This is a genomic window from Bifidobacterium sp. LH_449, from assembly GCF_056356755.1.
Map to the genome: position 1 here is coordinate 201,448 of NZ_JBKEUV010000004.1, position 17,935 is coordinate 219,382.

12 protein-coding genes are annotated in these 17,935 nt (G+C 60.8%); 8 read left to right on the forward strand and 4 right to left on the reverse strand.

All coding sequences use genetic code 11. The features are described from left to right. Positions 1-141: 141 nt before the first annotated feature. Positions 142-1,494, reverse strand: coding sequence for a GHKL domain-containing protein (locus AC1AX7_RS05105; protein WP_476509005.1), 1,353 nt, complete (start codon positions 1,492-1,494; stop codon positions 142-144). Then, a complete protein-coding gene (locus AC1AX7_RS05110; protein ID WP_476509006.1) occupies positions 1,491-2,207 on the reverse strand; it encodes a LytR/AlgR family response regulator transcription factor in 717 nt (238 codons plus the stop codon). The genes AC1AX7_RS05105 and AC1AX7_RS05110 overlap by 4 nt, the downstream gene beginning before the upstream one ends. Positions 2,208-2,621: 414 nt before the next feature. Here AC1AX7_RS05110 and AC1AX7_RS05115 point away from each other — a divergent pair, with 414 nt between their 5' ends. The 3 genes from AC1AX7_RS05115 to AC1AX7_RS05125 all read left to right on the forward strand — a co-directional run bounded on the left by AC1AX7_RS05115 (position 2,622) and on the right by AC1AX7_RS05125 (position 7,894). Then, positions 2,622-3,749, forward strand: coding sequence for an ABC transporter ATP-binding protein (locus AC1AX7_RS05115; protein WP_476509007.1), 1,128 nt, complete (start codon positions 2,622-2,624; stop codon positions 3,747-3,749). 253 nt (positions 3,750-4,002) lie between these two features. After that, positions 4,003-5,418, forward strand: a complete 1,416-nt coding sequence (locus AC1AX7_RS05120; RefSeq protein WP_476509045.1) for a DUF4032 domain-containing protein — start codon at positions 4,003-4,005, stop codon at positions 5,416-5,418. Between the two features lie 1,129 nt (positions 5,419-6,547). Next, a complete protein-coding gene (locus AC1AX7_RS05125; protein WP_476509008.1) occupies positions 6,548-7,894 on the forward strand; it encodes an ATP-binding protein in 1,347 nt (448 codons plus the stop codon). Positions 7,895-8,001: 107 nt separating this feature from the next. Here AC1AX7_RS05125 and rlmB read toward each other — a convergent pair whose 3' ends face one another. Then, positions 8,002-8,991: a 23S rRNA (guanosine(2251)-2'-O)-methyltransferase RlmB gene (gene rlmB / locus AC1AX7_RS05130; protein WP_476509009.1), complete on the reverse strand. Its 990-nt coding sequence runs from the start codon at positions 8,989-8,991 to the stop codon at positions 8,002-8,004. A gap of 231 nt (positions 8,992-9,222) precedes the next feature. On the opposite strand from rlmB, the gene AC1AX7_RS05135 reads away from it, so the two are divergent. From AC1AX7_RS05135 to AC1AX7_RS05150, 4 genes are all read left to right on the forward strand, one after another. Further along, entirely contained in the window at positions 9,223-12,207 is a 2,985-nt protein-coding gene (locus tag AC1AX7_RS05135) for a cation-translocating P-type ATPase (RefSeq protein ID WP_476509010.1), read from the forward strand. Positions 12,208-12,922: 715 nt separating this feature from the next. Continuing rightward, positions 12,923-13,504 carry a dCTP deaminase gene (gene dcd / locus AC1AX7_RS05140; RefSeq protein WP_476509011.1) on the forward strand — a complete coding sequence of 194 codons (582 nt, stop codon included), beginning with the start codon at positions 12,923-12,925 and terminating at the stop codon, positions 13,502-13,504. A 91-nt stretch (positions 13,505-13,595) separates the two neighbouring features. Further along, complete coding sequence (locus AC1AX7_RS05145) at positions 13,596-14,447, forward strand: hypothetical protein (protein WP_476509012.1); 852 nt, start codon at positions 13,596-13,598, stop codon at positions 14,445-14,447. 34 nt (positions 14,448-14,481) lie between these two features. Further along, positions 14,482-15,234, forward strand: coding sequence for an alpha/beta hydrolase (locus AC1AX7_RS05150; protein ID WP_476509013.1), 753 nt, complete (start codon positions 14,482-14,484; stop codon positions 15,232-15,234). Between the two features lie 38 nt (positions 15,235-15,272). Here the strand turns inward: AC1AX7_RS05150 and AC1AX7_RS05155 are convergent, their stop codons facing one another. Continuing rightward, a complete protein-coding gene (locus AC1AX7_RS05155) occupies positions 15,273-17,339 on the reverse strand; it encodes a cation:proton antiporter (RefSeq protein WP_476509014.1) in 2,067 nt (688 codons plus the stop codon). A 67-nt stretch (positions 17,340-17,406) separates the two neighbouring features. Here AC1AX7_RS05155 and AC1AX7_RS05160 point away from each other — a divergent pair, with 67 nt between their 5' ends. Next, positions 17,407-17,889 carry a nucleoside deaminase gene (locus tag AC1AX7_RS05160; protein ID WP_476509015.1) on the forward strand — a complete coding sequence of 161 codons (483 nt, stop codon included), beginning with the start codon at positions 17,407-17,409 and terminating at the stop codon, positions 17,887-17,889. The last annotated feature ends 46 nt before the right edge of the window (positions 17,890-17,935 follow it).

The following is a 17,935-nucleotide window of genomic DNA, read 5'->3' on the forward strand; positions in this document are numbered from 1 at the left end:
CCGGCATCTCGCGATTCCCGAAAGCGCGAATCGGGCTTCCCTACGGGGAAGCCCGATTTCATATCCGAATGTTCCAGGTATTTTTCGCCCGCTATCGTCGGCGTCGCCGCTATCGTCATCGCCATCGCGCGGAGCGTGCCGTCATTGCGACAGCGGATGCTTCCCGGTGTTCTGCGGCAGCAATATGGTCAGGACAAACCAATGGTCTTCCGAATGAATGGTCACTTCGCCGCCGTACTGCTGGGCGATGTGCCGGATTGATTTGACGCCGAATCCATGCCGGTGCGCATCGTTGCGTTTCGTGGTGCGCAGATTGCCTTCGGCGTCCTTTTTCAATGCGGAATCGTAGTAGTTTTCGACGCGGATCACCGTGAAGCGGCCCTGCCCGTAGAGGGCCAGCCGGATGAGCCGCTGCTCGGTGTCGCGCAGCTGCGACGTCGCTTCGATGGCGTTGTCCAATGCGTTGCCGAACAGGGAGGCGATGTCCATGGACGACATGCCGGACAGCAGCTTGCCGTCGGCGACCGCGGTCAAGGTGATGTCATGCTCGGTGCAGACTCGCGTTTTCGTCGTCAGGATAACGTCCAAGACGGGGTTGCCGGTGTGCTGCTGCGCGCTGTATTCCTGCACGGAGGCTTCAAGCTGTTCGAAGCCGGCGGCGACGTGCTCGGGATCGACCTCGGCGCGCAACGCCGCGATCTGATGTTTCAGATCGTGCGCGAGGCGGCCCAACGATTCTATGTTCTCCTTGGATTGCAGATATTCCTGATGCTGGCTGACCAGTTGCGCGTTGATGGACGCCAGTTCGGTTTTCGCGGCCAGCCGCTGCGACTGCTCCTGCTGCGCGTAGAGAATGGCGAATCCGCAGAAATCCACCAGTGTGCGGATGTAGAACACTTCCTGGCCGACGGTGCCGGAGAAGGGCGTGTTGGTGGAGATGAAGCTCAGATTGCTCATGGCGAAGGTCACGATGGTGATGGCCAACGTCATCACCGTGGTCGACGACGTTGGCATGGTCGGCGCGGTGTCGCTGAAATTGCCGCGTTCCGCGAACCATGCCAGCATGAAGCAGATCGCGTATGTCGCGATCAGGATGACGACCGCCTGCAACGCGTATTCGCCGGCATCGTCGTATACGCCGATGAATGTCGCGAGCTGCCAGTGCAGCGATGCCACCAATTCGCCCAATATGAACGCGCGGGCGGTGATGTAGAGTGTTTCGCGTTTGCCGCTGCCTGCACCGAGCAGGATGATCGCGTACATGCCGGCGAAGGCGATGAGCATGCCGAAGACCCAAAACCAGATCGGCATGGCGCCGTTGAAGTATTGGATGCCGATCATGGCCGCAAGGCCGATCGCGCATACGGCGATCGTGCGCCGCCATGGCACGCGGCGGTATATGACGGTGATGTAGGTGATGCAGGCGAGCCATTCGCAGAGCGCGGTGAAAAGGCGGGGGATGTCCGGCAGCGCATTGGTGAGCGTGACGTTCATCGACTGCCTCCCATGTAATCGGTGAGGGCGGCGAGGAACGCCTTCTTGCGCGGCCGGCTGACGCGCAGGCGTTCGCCGTCGGACATGATGCAATCCTGGTCTTCGACGCCGGTGACGTGCCGCATGTTGACGAGATAGCATGAGTTCGACCGGAAGAAGCCCTGCTCCGACAGTTTGGCCTCCAGGTCCTTCAACGTGCTGCTGATGGATATTTTGCCGCCGAGCGTGTGGATGACGATGGTGTGACGGATGGATTCGAGGTAGATGATGTCGGACAGTTCGATGCGGGTCTGCCCGTTGGAGGTGTCGACGAGCAGCGTGGCGTCGGCTTTTTTGCGGATCATGTCGATCGAGCGTTTGAGCTCCTGGGAGAACGCGAACCAGGGAAGCGGCTTGAGCAGGTACGACAACGCCTGCACTTCGTAGCCGCTGATCGCGTATTGCGGCGCCGCGGTGATGAAGATGATGATGACGCTGTCGTCGCGCTGCCTGATGCGTCGGGCGGCTTCCATGCCGTCCATATGGGCCATTTCTATGTCGAGCAGCAGAATGTCGTATATGGGGGTGTATTTTTCGATGATGGCTTCGCCGTCGTCGAAAATGGATACGGTGAATCGCACGTCATTCTCTTGCTGGTACCGGTTGAGGAAGTCGAGCGTCCTTTGGCAGCTTGCCGGGTCGTCTTCAACCACGCCAATTCGAATGTTGAGCATGCTTCACTCCTTTATTTCTGCGTTACCCACTGTACAGGATGGCCGGATTCGGGGTCCGCTCCCTGAGCCCCAGCGATTCCCCGGCATTTCGGATTTCGATGCGGGCCGGTTGTCCGCGGTTATCCACAAGCTCACAATGAGCGGGAAGATGTTCACAACTGTGGATAATTCTGTGGAAAACGCCGATGGAATCATATTTTTCAAGAAAAATCCCGCAAAAACGTCGTTGTCGACATTTTCCCGTGTATAGTTAGTCATGGCTCAAAGAAGAGAACCTTCAATGGACCAGACGAAAAGTTAACGCTGAGGTTTGCGGTTTGTCGAAGTCGTCAAAACGTAGGCTGAAGCACAGACAACAATCCCTTTACAACGGATCGTGAGGCACGTACCTGCCTCTGAAAGGATGACCATATCATGGCAGAAGTCGTATTTGACCATGTCACTCGTATCTACCCGGGCAACGACAAGCCGTCGGTGGATGACTTGAATCTGGATATCAAGGACGGCGAGTTCCTCGTACTGGTTGGCCCGTCTGGCTGCGGTAAGTCCACCACCCTGCGCATGCTCGCTGGCCTGGAAGAGGTCAACAAGGGCCGCATCCTCATCGGTGGCAAGGATGTCACCACGATGCAGCCGAAGGACCGCGACATCGCCATGGTGTTCCAGAACTACGCACTGTACCCGCACATGACCGTCGCCGACAACATGGGCTTCGCCCTGAAGATCGCCGGCACCCCGAAGGACGAGATCCGCAAGCGCGTCGAGAAGGCCGCCGAGATCCTCGATCTGACCGAGTACCTCGACCGTAAGCCGAAGGCTCTGTCCGGTGGTCAGCGTCAGCGTGTCGCCATGGGCCGTGCAATCGTCCGTGAGCCGAAGGTCTTCCTCATGGATGAGCCGCTGTCCAACCTCGACGCCAAGCTCCGTGTGCAGACCCGTACCCAGATCGCCGCTCTGCAGCGTCAGCTGGGTGTCACCACCCTGTACGTTACCCACGATCAGACCGAAGCCCTGACCATGGGCGATCGCATCGCCGTCATCAAGCTCGGCATCCTGCAGCAGGTCGGCGCTCCGACCGAGCTGTACGATCGTCCGGCCAACGTCTTCGTCGCAGGCTTCATCGGCTCCCCGTCGATGAACATCAACACCCACCCGGTGGTCAACGGCAAGGCGAAGATCGGCGAAGACACCGTCGACCTGCCGGCCGAAGCCGTCAACAAGCTGACTCCGGAAGACAACGGCCAGATCGTTGTCGGCTTCCGTCCGGAAGATGCCGGCCTGGCCGCTCCGGATGATCCGAACGCGTTCTCCCTGAAGGTCATGAACGTCGAAGATCTGGGCTCCGACGGCTACATCTACGGCAACATCCTCACCGACGGCTCCGCCGCCGAGGAGAGCCAGCTGATGTCCGATCAGAACAAGCTCACCACGATCCGCGTGAACCCGCGTGCTCTGCCGAAGGTTGGTCAGATCGTCAAGATCAAGATCGATCCGTCCAAGATGCACCTGTTCGCTCCGTCGACCGAGCTGCGTCTGAACTAGTAGATACTTGGCGGGAGCTTGCTCCTGTCAACCATTAAACGAGGCGTTTCTCTTCCTCTCTTAGGCCTCGTTGGAAAAGCCCCGCATGGTTGCGGGGCTTTTCTTTTTCGCGCAGCGCAAGGCTTTTCGCATGTGGCGCGACGCGGCCGCTCGGACGGTCCGGGGCATGGAACGCCGATATGCGCCGATGCGTTCATGGATGACATGTCATCCGTTCTTGAGGGAAGACCCGTAGGTAAAGTAGGACCTTATGATGCAAGCAGGAATGGATTACTCGCAAATGGATCCGCGCGCGATGAAGGCGACGTCGGTGAAGGCGGAAGATGCGTCCGTCAACAATCCCGAGCCGCAGGCGCTGAATATTACCGCCGCGAGCTCGAACCCGAAGATGTTCACGTTGCCGTGGGAGAAGCCGTTGGCGACATGGCCCGCCGAACTGCTCGCCAACCTGCCGCGAGGCATCTCCCGCCACGTCGTGCGTTTCGTCCACGTCGGCGATGAAGTGTACGCGATGAAGGAAATCACCCGCACCGTCGCCGAACGGGAATATGAGCTGCTGCGCCGCCTGCAGAAGCTCGACCTGCCGACCGTGCAGCCGATCGCCGTGGTGACGGGCCGTCACAATCGTGAAGGCGAGCCGTTGGAGGCCATTCTGGTCACCAAGCATCTGAAGTTCTCGCTGCCGTATCGTGCGCTGTTCGCCCGCAATCTGCGCCCGGACACCGCCGAACGACTCATCGACGCGCTGGCCGTTCTGATGGTGCGCCTGCATCTGGCCGGCTTCTACTGGGGCGACGTTTCGCTGTCGAACGTGCTGTTCCTGCGCGATGCCGACGCGTTCACCGCGTTCCTGGTCGACGCCGAAACCGGCGACCTGCAAGTGAATCTGACCTCCGGCCAGCGCGAATACGACGTCGACCTGGCGCGTACGAACATCATCGGCGAACTGATGGATCTGAGCTCCGGCAAGCTGCTGCCGGGCGACGTGGATGAAATCGAAATCGGCAACCGCCTGGCCGACCGCTACCATTCGCTGTGGGCGGCGCTGACCGATACCGACAAGTTCAGCCCGGACGAGATGTGGAAGATCGAAAAGCGCGTCGACAAGCTCAACGAGCTCGGCTTCGACGTCGACGAGCTGGAAATGAAAACCGCCGAGGACGGCAAACGCGTATTGGTGCGCCCGCGAGTTGTGGACGCCGGCTACGCCAACCGTAAGCTGCTGCGCCTGACCGGCCTGGACGTGCAGGAGAACCAGGCCCGTCGTCTGCTCAACGATCTTGACGCCTACCGTGCCTCCACATGGCGTGAAGGCGAGGATCTGGAAATCGTCGCGACCGACTGGATGCGTGAGGTGTTCGAGCCGACCGTACGCATGATTCCGCGCGAATACCGTTCGCAGATCGAACAGGCGCAGTTCTTCCACGAAGTGTTGACGCACCGTTGGTATCTGGCCGAACGAGTCGGCCATGACGTGCCGATGGCCGAGGCCGTGCGCAGTTACGTCAAGGACGAGCTGCCGAAGTACAAGCTCGATTCGAAGGCGCTGGGCGAGCTGCTGGAAGAGGCGGACGCCGGCGTCATCGATGACGAATACACCTACAACGATCCCGACGACGACGGCTACAATCCGGACGACGATCCGGACGCCGCGGTCTGGAGCCACTGAGCCTGATCCGATGCGGGGCCGCCTCATAAGGCGCCCCGCATCGCCATATCCGTCCCGTATTCGTAAAACCCGTGGATATACGGATACGGGGGCCTGCATGCCTCTAAAACCGTTGTTCTTCCGGTTCAGACTTTTCTTTGCCTTGAGTGCGGCGCTCGAATTTCAAGCAAGGCCAGGATATGAACGCAGTGTGGTGATTCGGGGAGGAGCCCATGCTTCCGCTGTCCAAGCAAACTCGTGGAGAAGTCGTTCCGATTGAATATGAGATCACGGGCTGGGGCTGCGAAGACGATATCGACGCATCCTCGAATCGCAAACCCGAAGGCCTGATTGCACGTTTCTTTCAACCGGGAGGCATTTCCGCGAAGCCCTTCCCAAGGTCAAACAGGCCGTTGACAGTCTGACCATGGCAGCGTGCCGCAGCCGGATTCGAGAGGAACTTGCCTGATGCCGACACACGTTGTCAGCCTCGAGCTGTTCATGACACTCTCTTTGACGCGATAAAGCTGGGCGTTGTCCAGTTCGCAGGGGCCGCTTCCGGGAACGGGGGCGGTCGTTGCGCATCTGAATGGGGAAACGCGGATGCATAAACCTTTTATGACAGTCTCCGACCAAGTGGGGCTTCTCTCGCGGCGAGGTTTGACAACGGATTCACGCACCGCGTGGGCACTCGAACGGAGGGATGCCATTCCGTCATCAACGGATATAAGGAACCGTTCCTGGACGCCGAACGAACGCTTTTCGTGCGGCAGCGCATCCATTCGATTCATGGACATATGACACGAAGCGGGACGAAGGACGCTGGTGACAGTTTGGTAGCGGAATCCGAAAACATCACGAACGACGTGATTTAGCGGAACGGGGTTTCCCGGCGAATCAACGTTTCCGCAGTGCCGTGATTGAGAGAAACGACGTTCATGGAGTTCAAGGCCCCTGAACGCGGAAGGACGGTGCGGGATTACGTGTATATGCGCGGCGGCATGTTTCGTTCCGTCCGCCCTGTCGGAATTCTGCTGTTGAAACACACCAAAACATTGGAATTTTGCAACTCAGCCCCCCTGAATTCATGAGAATTTTGCTGTAAAATATAGTAAAAAGATGAGAATTTTGCTAACGAGGATGGCTGGACATGTTGAAACGTAAGGCTTATCAGGTGTTGCTGGATTGGAAGCGGAATCATGGCAATGAAAGCCTGTTGGTATGCGGGGCCCGTCAGGTCGGCAAAACCACCTTGATCAGGCGTTTCGGCGAGGAAATGTACGATTCGGTGGCCGAAATCAATTTCCTGGGCAACCGATCAGCCATCGAGACGGTATCGCAGGCCACTGATGCCCGCGATCTGCTGTTCAGAATATCGGTCGTGTCACGTCAAGAGCTGATTCCCGGCAAGACGTTGGTTTTTCTTGATGAAATTCAGGCATGTGAAGACCTTATTACTTGGGTGAAATTCCTTCGGGAAATTTCCGATATCGATATCATTCTTTCCGGTTCCCTGCTTGGGGTGGACGCATTCAATGTGCGCTCCATCCCGGTGGGCTTTCTGCAGCAGATGACGATGTATCCGTTGGATTTTGAGGAATTCTGCCTTGCCGACGGTATGCCTGCGGGCGCATTCGGCGTAGTCCGTGAAGCCTGCGAACAGCGCAGCGAAGTGCCGGATTTCCTGCATGCTCAGCTGATCGATCTGTTCTACAAGTATCTGATGATCGGCGGCATGCCGAGCGCGGTGCAGGCGTTCGTGGACAGTGGCGATATGAATCGTGTCCGCTCCGTGCACCGCAATCTGTTCGACATGTATGAAGCGGATATTTCGAAATATGTGCGGGACAAGGTGGAAGCCCGTCAGATAAAAGTCGTATACGAGGCGATTCCGGGGCAATTAAACGCGGAGAATAAAAGATTCAAATATGCAAGGCTGAGCAAGACCGCGCGTTTCGCCAATATGGAAACGGCATTTGACTGGTTGGCAAATGCCGGTGTCGCATTGCCTGTGTCGCGGGTCACGGAAATCGCCTATCCGCTTGGTCTCAGCGAAAATCGTAGTCAATTCAAATTATTCATGAACGATGTCGGATTGCTGACTTCGCGTCTTATGGGCGATGTCGATTTACAAATCCTTAACCGTAAGGATGACATCAATTTCGGTTCGATCTATGAAAATGTGGCAGCGCAGGAGCTGCTCAGCCGCGGATTCGATCTGCACTATTACAACACGAAGAAAAACGGCGAAATCGATTTCGTCATGCAGACGAATCGCGGACGCATCATATTGTGCGAAATCAAATCGGGGAAAGATTACCGTCGTCACAGTGCGTTGAATAATTTCATCGCCGAGTTTGAAAGCGGAAAGAAAGAACATGCTGGTTGCGAAGGCGGCATCGAATGCTTGGTATTGTGCAATGACAATCTGCAATCGGACGGACGGATCACATATCTGCCGATATATATGTTGGGATGCCTATCTGCGCAATCCTGATGACTACAGGCGATGAAACGCCAATCCCCGTGCCTTTGCCGTTTCGCAGGTGGTGAAGACGCCTGGAACGGAAACGGTACGGGGATTGTGCGATTCTTCGGAAGCGGTTATTCCTTTGCGGCTTCGCGACGGGCGCGGGCGACGGCGTACAGGCTGATGCCCGCGGCGACGGACGCGTTCAAGGATTCGACCATATTCGACATCGGAATGCCGGCGATCGAATCGCAGGTCTCACGCGTCAGACGGCTCAGGCCGCTGCCTTCGGAGCCAAGCACGACGACCAGCGGATCGGTCTCGAAACCGGTTCCGCCGACCAGCGCATCACCGCCGCCGTCAAGGCCGACGACATAGTAGCCGCGTTCCTTCAAACCGTCCAGCGCCTTGTTCAGGTTGACCACGCGGGCCACCGGCATGTGCGCGGCGGCGCCGGCGGACACCTTCCAGGCGGCGGCATTCACGGAAGCGGAGCGGCGTTCCGGCAGAATCACGCCATTGGCGCCGAACGCCGCGGCGGAACGGATCACCGCGCCCAGATTCTGCGGATCGGTGACGCCATCCAATGCGATGAACAGCGGGCGTGCGGCAAGACGGGCGGCCTTCGAATCGGCGGCTTCCATGGCGCGCGCCTTCTTTTCGGCGCGTTCGGCCAGTTCGATCAGCGAGGAATACTGATACGGCTGCGCCTTCAGCACGACGCCCTGATGATTGCCGGAACGTGCGATGCGATCCATTTCCATACGATCGGCTTCAAGCAGATGCAGACCATGGATGCCGGCAAGACGCACGATCTCACGGGTGCGGTCGTCATGCTCCAAACGCGCCGCGATATACAGCGTCGTCGCGGGAACGCCTACGCGCAACGCTTCGAGAACGGCATTGCGGCCGATGACCAGATCGTCGGAATCGGACGTGAACTTGGCGGCGCGGCGGCGTGCTGCCAGACGCGGATCGGCCATTTTACGACGATCGGCCACCTTCTTGGCTTTGTATGCCTTGTGGTACACGCGATCCTCGGCCTTCGGCGTGGGGCCGTGACCGCGCAGCTTATTGCGATGTTTTCCACCCGACCCCTTGGTCGGACCTTTCTTAGTAGCCATAAAACGTATTGTCCCAGCACCCCTCAACTTGTGGTGCGGGCATGCCGGGGCGTATCCCGTACCGTTTCGCTGCCCGGCAAGGTAAAGGATATATGGAATAATGGGGGAGATGCATCGGCAGCATATGCGCCGATGCCCATGACCGCGCAGTCTTGCCATGCCTTGACGAGGGCCATGCATGCCCCGTCCGCATGAGGACTGACTACTCCGCGGCAGACCGAGGAGATAACTATGGTTGATCGTAGGAAAGATCAACACCGATCCGGATCTGAAGCGAACTCTGTCCGGGAATCCGATGCCACTTTGGCCCAGAAGGCGCTGCTCAACGACGTCGATCCGTCGCTGACCGATGCCGAGGCCGTAGCGAAAGCCCTGAATGTAGACCCGTCCACCGGTCTGAGCTCCGACGAGGCGAAGCGTCGTCTGGAGAAGTTCGGTCCGAACGAGCTGGAAGGCGCTCCGCCGGTTCCGAAGTGGAAGAAGTTCCTGCAGCAGTTCCAGGATCCGCTGGTGTATCTGTTGCTGGCGGCGACGGTGATTTCCGTCATCGCATGGTTCATCGAGAAGATGAACGAAGTTCCGGGCGCCGAAGGCGGCGAAGCGCTGCCGTTCGACGCCATCGTCATCGTGCTGATCCTGATCGTCAACGCAGTGCTCGGCTACATCCAGGAAGCCAAGGCCGAGCAGGCCGTCGAAGCGCTGAGCCAGATGACGGCCCCGCAGACGAACGTGCTGCGCGACGGCAAGATCACACGCGTCAACACCTCCGAAGTGGTGCCGGGCGACATCATCGTGCTGGGTGAGGGCGACACCGTCTCCGCCGACGGCCGTCTGTTCGCCGCCGCATCGCTGCGCATCGCGGAGGCAAGCCTCACCGGCGAATCCGTGCCGGTCGGCAAGAAGCCGGAAACCCTGGAGAGTGCGAAGGCTCTGGGCGACCGCGCCAACATGGTCTTCAACGGCACGTCCGTCACGCAGGGCACAGGCCGTGCCGTCGTGACCGGCACCGGCATGAACACCCAGGTCGGCAAGATCGCCGATCTGCTGTCCGCCACCGAAGACGAGGCGACGCCGCTGCAGAAGGAGATGAACTACGTCTCCAAGATCCTCGGCATCGCCGTGTGCATCATCGCGGTGGTCGTGCTCGTCGCGCTCGCCGTCATGGAAGGCTTCCATGACATCCATGACGTGATCGACTCGCTGCTGCTGGCCGTGTCCCTGGCCGTGGCCGCGGTGCCGGAAGGCCTCGCCGCCATCCTGACCGTCGTGCTCGCCCTCGGCGTGCAGCGCATGGCCATGCACAACGCCATCGTCAAGAAGCTGCATTCCGTCGAAACGCTGGGCTCCGCATCCGTCATCTGCTCGGATAAGACCGGTACGCTGACCCGCAACGAAATGACCGTCGAACGCGTGGTCACCCCGAGCGGCGAAGTGCAGATCACAGGCACCGGCTACGCTCCGGAAGGCAATATGGTCGCGCTCGGCTCCGAGCCGGTCTCCGACGCTCTGGCCGGCGAGGTCGTCGCCACGCTGGGCGCCGGCAACCTGGCCAACGACGGCGAACTGCGCAAGGGCGACAAGCCCGGCACCTGGGAGATCGTCGGCGACCCGACCGAAGTGTCGCTGGTCGTCGCCGCCCGCAAGGTCAAGGCCGACGCCAAGTACGCGCATTTCGAGCGCGTCGCGGAAATCCCGTTCACTTCCGAACGCAAGCGCATGTCCATCGTCGCGAAGGACAATGCCGAAGCCGGCAAGCTGACCGTATTCGCCAAGGGCGCCCCGGACGTGCTGCTGGGCTACTGCACGCGCATCGCCGTGGCCGGCCAGGTCCGTCCGCTGACCGAAGGCGACCGTCAGACCATCCTTTCCACCGTTGAACGCCTGTCCGGCGAAGCCTACCGCACCCTCGGCCAGGCGTATCGTCCGCTGGACGTCACCTCCTTGGGCAGCGTTCCCGGCGTGAAGGCCAACGCCGCCGGCGAAGTCACCGACATCGCCGAGCAGAGCGACGTCATCGAAGCCGATCTGATCTGGAACGGCATGGTCGGCATCATCGACCCGCCGCGTACCGAAGTTCGTGACTCCGTCGCCGAGGCGCACCGCGCCGGCATCCGCACCGTCATGATCACCGGCGACCACCCGCTGACCGCGGCCCGCATCGCCTCCGATCTGGGCATCATCGAAAAGGGCGGCAAGGCCCTGACCGGCGACCAGCTTGACGCCCTGACCGACGAAGCCGCCTTCGACAAGGCGACCTCCGAAGTCTCCGTCTACGCCCGCGTGGCGCCGGAGCACAAGCTCAAGATCGTCGAGTCCCTGCAGCGCCAGGGCAACATCGCCGCGATGACCGGCGACGGCGTCAACGACGCACCGGCCGTCAAGAGCGCCGATATCGGCGTCGCGATGGGCATCACCGGCACCGAAGTGACGAAGCAGTCCGCCAAGATGATTCTGGCCGACGACAACTTCTCCACCATCGTCGCCGCCGTGCGCGAAGGCCGTGGCATCTTCGACAACATCCGCAAGTTCCTGCGCTACCTGCTGAGCTCCAATGTGGGTGAAGTGTTCACCGTGTTCGGCGGCGTCATGCTCGCCGGCTTCCTCGGCATCACCCAGCCGGGCTCCCAGGGCGTGACCGTGCCGCTGCTGGCGACCCAGCTGCTGTGGATCAACCTGCTGACCGACGCCGCTCCGGCGTTGGCCATGGGCGTCGACCCGTCCACCGAAGACGTGATGGACCGCAAGCCGCGCAAGCTCACCGACCGTGTGATCGACGCGCAGATGTGGGGCGACATCATCTACATCGGCATCATCATGGCCGCCGTCACGCTGATCGGCATGGACATGCATCTGGCCGGCGGCCTGTTCACGGATCGTTCCGTGGACGCCTTGGGCCATGACGCGCAGATGGTCGAGGCCCGTACGATGGGCTTCACGATTCTGGTGTTCGCCCAGCTGTTCAACGCGTTGGCCTCCCGTTCGCACCTGCAGAGCGTGTTCGTCGGCATGTTCTCGAACAAGTGGCTGTGGGGCGCGATCGGCATCTCCATCGTGCTGCAGCTGGTCGTCATCTACGTGCCGTTCCTGAACACCGCCTTCGGCACCACGCCGCTGGGCGTCACCGCGTGGCTGGAATGCATCGGCCTGGCCGCGTTCGTGCTGATCGCCTCCGAACTGCGCAAGTGCGTGTTGCGTGCGATGGCGAAAAGCAGGTAATGCACATCTGACATGTCGCTAACGACCAAACCCGCCGGCCGGGGTGAAACCTGCTGGTGGGTTTGGCCGTTTTTTTTTAGGCCGTCTGCGACCAAAATTGTCAGGAAAGACGAAGGCACATGGCGGTTTTGGTCGCTTTAGGGGTCTGTTTGCGACCATATTGGCCAGTGGATTCGTCGAATATGGCAGAAATGGTCGCTGTCGGACGATGAAGGCCTCCTCCTTACGATAGGACGGCGGGACGGGACCGCGAAGGAGGGCGGCTAGGGCTTCAGACAAAAAGAAACCCCGGCGGGGTGACCGCCGGGGAGAGAAAGGAGAGAGAAGAAGAAAGGGGTTCAATTGTCGGGAACTGGTGTTCCTGATCAGCGCGTCTGCTGATGTCTATTATGTAACCACCCTTTGCTGGGCACAGCGCTTGTGTTGTCTGTGAAATTCCTGAGAATTCAGAATTCGGTTTGCGCCATCGGTAGCGTCGGCAGCCAAAATCGTGAAATCTGGCTTCACGTTGTCGAGGCTGACGATTTGGGGATTGACTCGGCCGGCGAGACCGGAACGATGCGGGACGAGGCGATGCGGACGGTGGTTTGGGGTCGTCGTTAGACTGAAGACCAGAGATACATTACATTTGTTCGCCGGACTGTGACCTGAACGATGCAGCAGACATGCGGATGCGCAAGAGGCAGCCGGCGTCACGCATGTGTGGAGGAACGCAATGCTGTTGTCCGATCGCGACATTCTGGCCGCCCGAGCCGATGGTCATATCGATTTGGATCCGTGGACGCCCGAAATGGTGCAGCCGGCGTCCATCGACGTTCGATTGGACCGTTTCTTCCGCCTGTTCAACAACCACGCCTACACGTACGTCGATCCGGCGGAGAACCAGGGTGAGCTGACCGAGCAGTTCGAAGTCGCCCCGGACGAGCCGTGGATCCTGCATCCGGGCGAATTCGCGTTGGGCTCCACCTGGGAATACGTGAAGCTTGACAGCACGATCGCCGCGCGTCTTGAAGGCAAAAGCTCGCTGGGACGCCTTGGCATCCTGACCCATTCCACCGCAGGCTTCATCGACCCCGGCTTTGAAGGGCATATCACGTTGGAATTGTCGAATGTTTCGACGCTGCCGGTGAAGCTGTGGCCGGGCATGAAGATCGGTCAGATGTGCTTCTTCCAGCTGTCCTCTCCGGCCGAGCATCCGTATGGCTCGAAGGAGACCGGCTCCCACTATCAGGGCCAGCGTGGCCCGACCCCGAGCCGCTCGTATGTGAATTTCTACAGGGCGCGGATCACCGACTGACGATACGCCGCTCGGCATTGCCGCGATGCCGCTGTTTTCTGTCTTTTCCCGATACACTGGAGTCAGGTGACGGCACCGAGGGAGCGGGGTGATGGCGATGGCCGATGACGACGAATACGATTTTTTCGCCAATGCCGATGATGAGAACGATGATTTCGGGTCTCCGAAATTCGACCGTGTGCATGGACGAAAAGGTATGCGCGCGCAGGATGTGCGTTTGACGAGCCCGCTGAGCCGGCATTGCAGCGTGTATGCGCTGATCTGCGGTCTGCTGGCGGTGCTTGCCGCGGCGTCTTCGCTGGTGCATGAGGCCGCTCCCGCGATGATCGGCGTTCTGGAGCCGGTCCGCGGCCGCTATATCGCCGGCGTCGCCGCTGCGCTGATAGCGTTGACGCTGCTGCTGGTCGTCATCGCGCGGGCGGCGATGCCGAAGCGCGCAAGCCGTCATGGCGTCGCGTCCGGCGGCATCATGATGCTGCTGTGTTCGACGCTGCTGCTGGTTCTGGGCGTCGTGATCGGCGTCGTATTCCCGCAGGGCGTCATTCAGCCGAAGATGCGCGACGAGGCGCCGGTCGATGATATCGCGGCGATGGAGCGGCAGATTGATCAGGTCGCCGGCGATTGCGCGAGCGGCTGGCAGGCGTTGAGCAGCGGAGGCTTTCCCGGCGTGGCCGGCATTGAATTCTGCGCCGATACACATGTGGCGTTCGCGTCGTTCGATTCGCAGTTCGCCGCACAGACCGCGCGTGCCGCATTGGGGTCTCGTGTCGGCGACGCGATCGGCGCGGTCGCCGGTGACGATGCCGTCGATATGACGCAATGGCGGCTGTTGGGCGGCGAACGTTGGATGGTGTTCGGTGAGGCCGATGCGATGACGTCGTTGCAGGAACTGTGGGGAGGTGAGCTTTCCTCCCTGCAGTCGCAGGACGGAGCCCGGCAATGATCCGCTGGGCGGCCGGCCTCTTATAGTGGCTTGTATGAGTGAAGCTTCGCAGTCCATCATCGGTCGTGAATCCTCTGTCGTGCCGGGTCGTTTCGGAGACCCGTTGAAGATCGAATACGCGCAATGGTCGCGTGGGGGAGGCACGGCCGCGCCGAACCGCCCGCTGTTCCTGTGCCTGCACGGATGGGGGTCGAATGAGGCCGATCTGGCCGATATGATGCGTTACGTCGCCCCGTACAACGACTACGCCTCCCTGCGCGCGCCGCTGGTGCTGCAGGGGCCGGGCGCGGGATTCGGCATGACGCAGGGCGCGTATTCATGGTTCCATGACGCGGTGCCGTCCGGCGATGATCTGGACTGCGATGCGTATGCGGCGGCGCAGGCGATTGACGCATGGGTCGCCGGCAATGTCCCCGAAGACCGCGACATCGTGCCCATCGGCTTTTCGCAAGGCGGCCTGCTGGCCGTGCATCTGCTGCGCGTGCATCCGGAACGCTACCGCGCGGCGGTCAGCCTGTCCGGTTTTGTGGCGCCGGGCAATGTGCCGGGAACCGCGCCTGCGGACGATCGCGTCGCGGCGATGAACATTCCGGTGTTCTACGGATACGGCCAACGCGATACGGTGGTCGCGCGCTATGAGCTGCATGCCGCATCGGCTTGGCTGGAGGAGCACACATGGCTGACCGTCAAGGAATACGCCAGGCTCGATCATGCGGTGAGCCTGGACGAATTCCGCGATCTGGGCCAGTGGCTGGTGACGAACGGCATCGCCTCCGGCGTGATGTGACGCCGGCATGACGTCGGCGTCACATCGATGCGTCGGCGTCACACGTTGGCGTCGGCGTCCACGCTCATCACATACACGTTGCGGCGCAGTCGCTTGGCCTGCGCGCGGTTGATGTCGCCCGCCTCGAGCATGTCCTGGATGATGCCCAATTCGATGCCGTAGCTTTCGCGTTTGACGTCGTTCGTCTGCGCGATCGCCGCCGCGCTGACCCCCATGTCGGGCCGGGAGCGCAACGCCGCCTCGGCGCGACGATAGTCGAGCAGCAGCGACGAGCAGTATTCGGTGTTGTAGGTGCTGTGCCGCATCTCCTCATACAGGCGGTCGATGACATATTCGATGGCGTCCACTTGGATGCGCCGCGTGCAGGCGAAGAGCTCGTCCTCGCTGAACAGGGGCGTGGTATGGCGGATCTTGCTGCCGGCGCGCCGCATCAGCGTCGCCGCCTGACGCTGCATCGCCCGCATGCGCCCCTTGATGCGCCACAACGTCTTGCGCGAATGCCGTTCGGCGTCGACATGACGAAGCGAATTCATGATCTGGTCGAGCATGCGCTCGCAGGCTTCGGTCTCGACGTGCTCCCCGGCCTGGCCCGCCGTCTGCTTGAGGGCGTGGATGCGGTCGATGACGTAATCCTTCTCCCAATTCAATGCATCGATCTGCAGCCGCAGGTAGCCGTCCGGGTCGATGGCGCCGATGCGCTGCTTCAGCCGGGTGATGCGCTTGGTGTAGGAGTCGACGACCATCAGCACGGCGCGCCGGTTGTCCGCGGTGATGCGCCCGGTGAGCTCCTCGACGGTGCGGCGCAGCACCTCGATGGTGATTTCGTCGAGTTCGCGGGACGTTTTGGCGTTGCGGTTGGGGGCGATAAGAGGCAGCAGGAAATTTGCGAGCAGCAACGTGATGACGATGACGCCGCCGGCGATGAAGATGAGTTCGTCGCGCATCGGGAACGGCACGCCGCCGGACATCGCGTAGGGGATGGTGAACATCAATGCCAGGGTGATGGTGCCTTTTGCGCCGCCGAAGGTCATGATGGCGGCCGACCGCCAGCGTTCCGCCGTCATCCTGCGGCGCAGATGCGTGGTCTGGTCGCGGGCGATGCGCAGCATGCCGGCGATCCAGACGAATCGCATGGCGACGACGACGAAGGCGATGACCACGATGGTGCCCAGCAGACGGATGTTGCTGACGGTCGGATCGTCCCAGCTGGCCGACATCGCGTTCGGCAGCAGCATGCCCAGCAGGATGAAGACGATGCCGTTCAATGTGAACGACAGGACCGCCCATACGCTTGACGCGACGATGTTGGTGCGCGCGACGTTCGGGCCGACCGCGCTGCGGTCGAAGCGGGTGGCAAGACCGGCCGTGACGACGGCGAGGATGCCGGATACGCCCAGCGATTCCGCGCCCATGTACAGCATGAAGGGCAGGAACAGTTCCATCAGGATCCGTGTGGTGGTGTTCTCCCAGCCGAAGGCGCGCAATGATTCGAACAGCAGGTTGGCGAGCATGCCGATCAGCAGACCGGATATCGCGCCGCCGATGAACATGATGACGAATCGTCCTGCGGCCTGCCCGACTTCAAAGTCGCCGGTGAAGGCCGCCGCGATGGCGAATTGGAAGCCGATGATGCCGGAGGCGTCGTTGAACAATGATTCGCCTTGCAGCACGCCTTTCTGACGCTGCGTCAACGCGGCGTCCTTGCCCAGGGAACTGACGGCCACCGCGTCCGTCGGCCCCAGGGCCGCGCCCAAGGCCAGGGCCGCGGCCAACGGCACGGCCGGCCATATCGAATGCAGTACGAACCCCACGGCGGCCATTGTGGCGATCGCCAGCCCGATGGCCAGCGACAACGACAGCTGCAGCGTTTTCAGCAATGACTGCTTGTCGATCTCATGCGCTTCCAAATACAGCAGTGGCGCGATGAACAGGACGATGAACAGTTCCGGATCCAATGTCACATCCGGGAAGGTCGGCGTAAGCGCGATCAGCACGCCCAATGCGATCTGGACAAGCGGCGTGGACACCTTGGGAATGAAGCGGCTGAGGAATGACGACAGCACCACCGCCGCGACGATGAACAGAATCAGCGTGAATACGTCCATGGTGCATTCCTCCCTTATAATGGCCCGTTTTCAGGGTAAAGGTTGCCGTGGCCCGTACACTGGAGGCATGTTGTCGAAGGAACGCAGCGCGATGGACGAGGCATTGCGGCTGGCCGAAGAAGCCGCCGAAGAGGGGGAGGTGCCGGTCGGGGCCGTCGTCTTGGATGCCGTCGGCGATGTGATCGGCCGCGGCCGCAATCGGAGGCAGACGCATGGCGATCCGCTGGCGCATGCCGAAGTCGAAGCGATGCGGCAGGCGGCGCGAACGCGCATGGGGGAAAACGGCACCCGTGCCTGGAATCTGGCCGACTGCACGCTCGTCGTCACATTGGAACCCTGCCCGATGTGCGCGGGAGCCTGCGTGCAGACGCATATCGGACGCATCGTCTTCGGCGCATGGGACGCCAAACTGGGCGCCTGCGGATCGGTATGGGACATTCCACGCGATCCGCATATCGGGCACGTCCCCGAAGTATACGGCGGCATCCTCGAACACGAATGCGCCGGGATCCTCACCGCGTTTTTCATTGCGAAACGCGACGGCCGATGATTCTCCCGACACATATGCGACGGCGTATCCCAGGCGCTCCTGCCCG

Excerpts from the sequence above, each read along its gene's own strand:
- AC1AX7_RS05105 (WP_476509005.1), bottom strand. The coding sequence starts at position 1,494 with ATGAACGTCACGCTCACCAATGCGCTGCCGGACATCCCCCGCCTTTTC.
- AC1AX7_RS05110 (WP_476509006.1), bottom strand. The coding sequence starts at position 2,207 with ATGCTCAACATTCGAATTGGCGTGGTTGAAGACGACCCGGCAAGCTGC.
- AC1AX7_RS05115 (WP_476509007.1), top strand. The coding sequence starts at position 2,622 with ATGGCAGAAGTCGTATTTGACCATGTCACTCGTATCTACCCGGGCAAC.
- AC1AX7_RS05120 (WP_476509045.1), top strand. The coding sequence starts at position 4,003 with ATGCAAGCAGGAATGGATTACTCGCAAATGGATCCGCGCGCGATGAAG.
- AC1AX7_RS05125 (WP_476509008.1), top strand. The coding sequence starts at position 6,548 with ATGTTGAAACGTAAGGCTTATCAGGTGTTGCTGGATTGGAAGCGGAAT.
- rlmB (WP_476509009.1), bottom strand. The coding sequence starts at position 8,991 with ATGGCTACTAAGAAAGGTCCGACCAAGGGGTCGGGTGGAAAACATCGC.
- AC1AX7_RS05135 (WP_476509010.1), top strand. The coding sequence starts at position 9,223 with ATGGTTGATCGTAGGAAAGATCAACACCGATCCGGATCTGAAGCGAAC.
- dcd (WP_476509011.1), top strand. The coding sequence starts at position 12,923 with ATGCTGTTGTCCGATCGCGACATTCTGGCCGCCCGAGCCGATGGTCAT.
- AC1AX7_RS05145 (WP_476509012.1), top strand. The coding sequence starts at position 13,596 with ATGGCGATGGCCGATGACGACGAATACGATTTTTTCGCCAATGCCGAT.
- AC1AX7_RS05150 (WP_476509013.1), top strand. The coding sequence starts at position 14,482 with ATGAGTGAAGCTTCGCAGTCCATCATCGGTCGTGAATCCTCTGTCGTG.
- AC1AX7_RS05155 (WP_476509014.1), bottom strand. The coding sequence starts at position 17,339 with ATGGACGTATTCACGCTGATTCTGTTCATCGTCGCGGCGGTGGTGCTG.
- AC1AX7_RS05160 (WP_476509015.1), top strand. The coding sequence starts at position 17,407 with ATGTTGTCGAAGGAACGCAGCGCGATGGACGAGGCATTGCGGCTGGCC.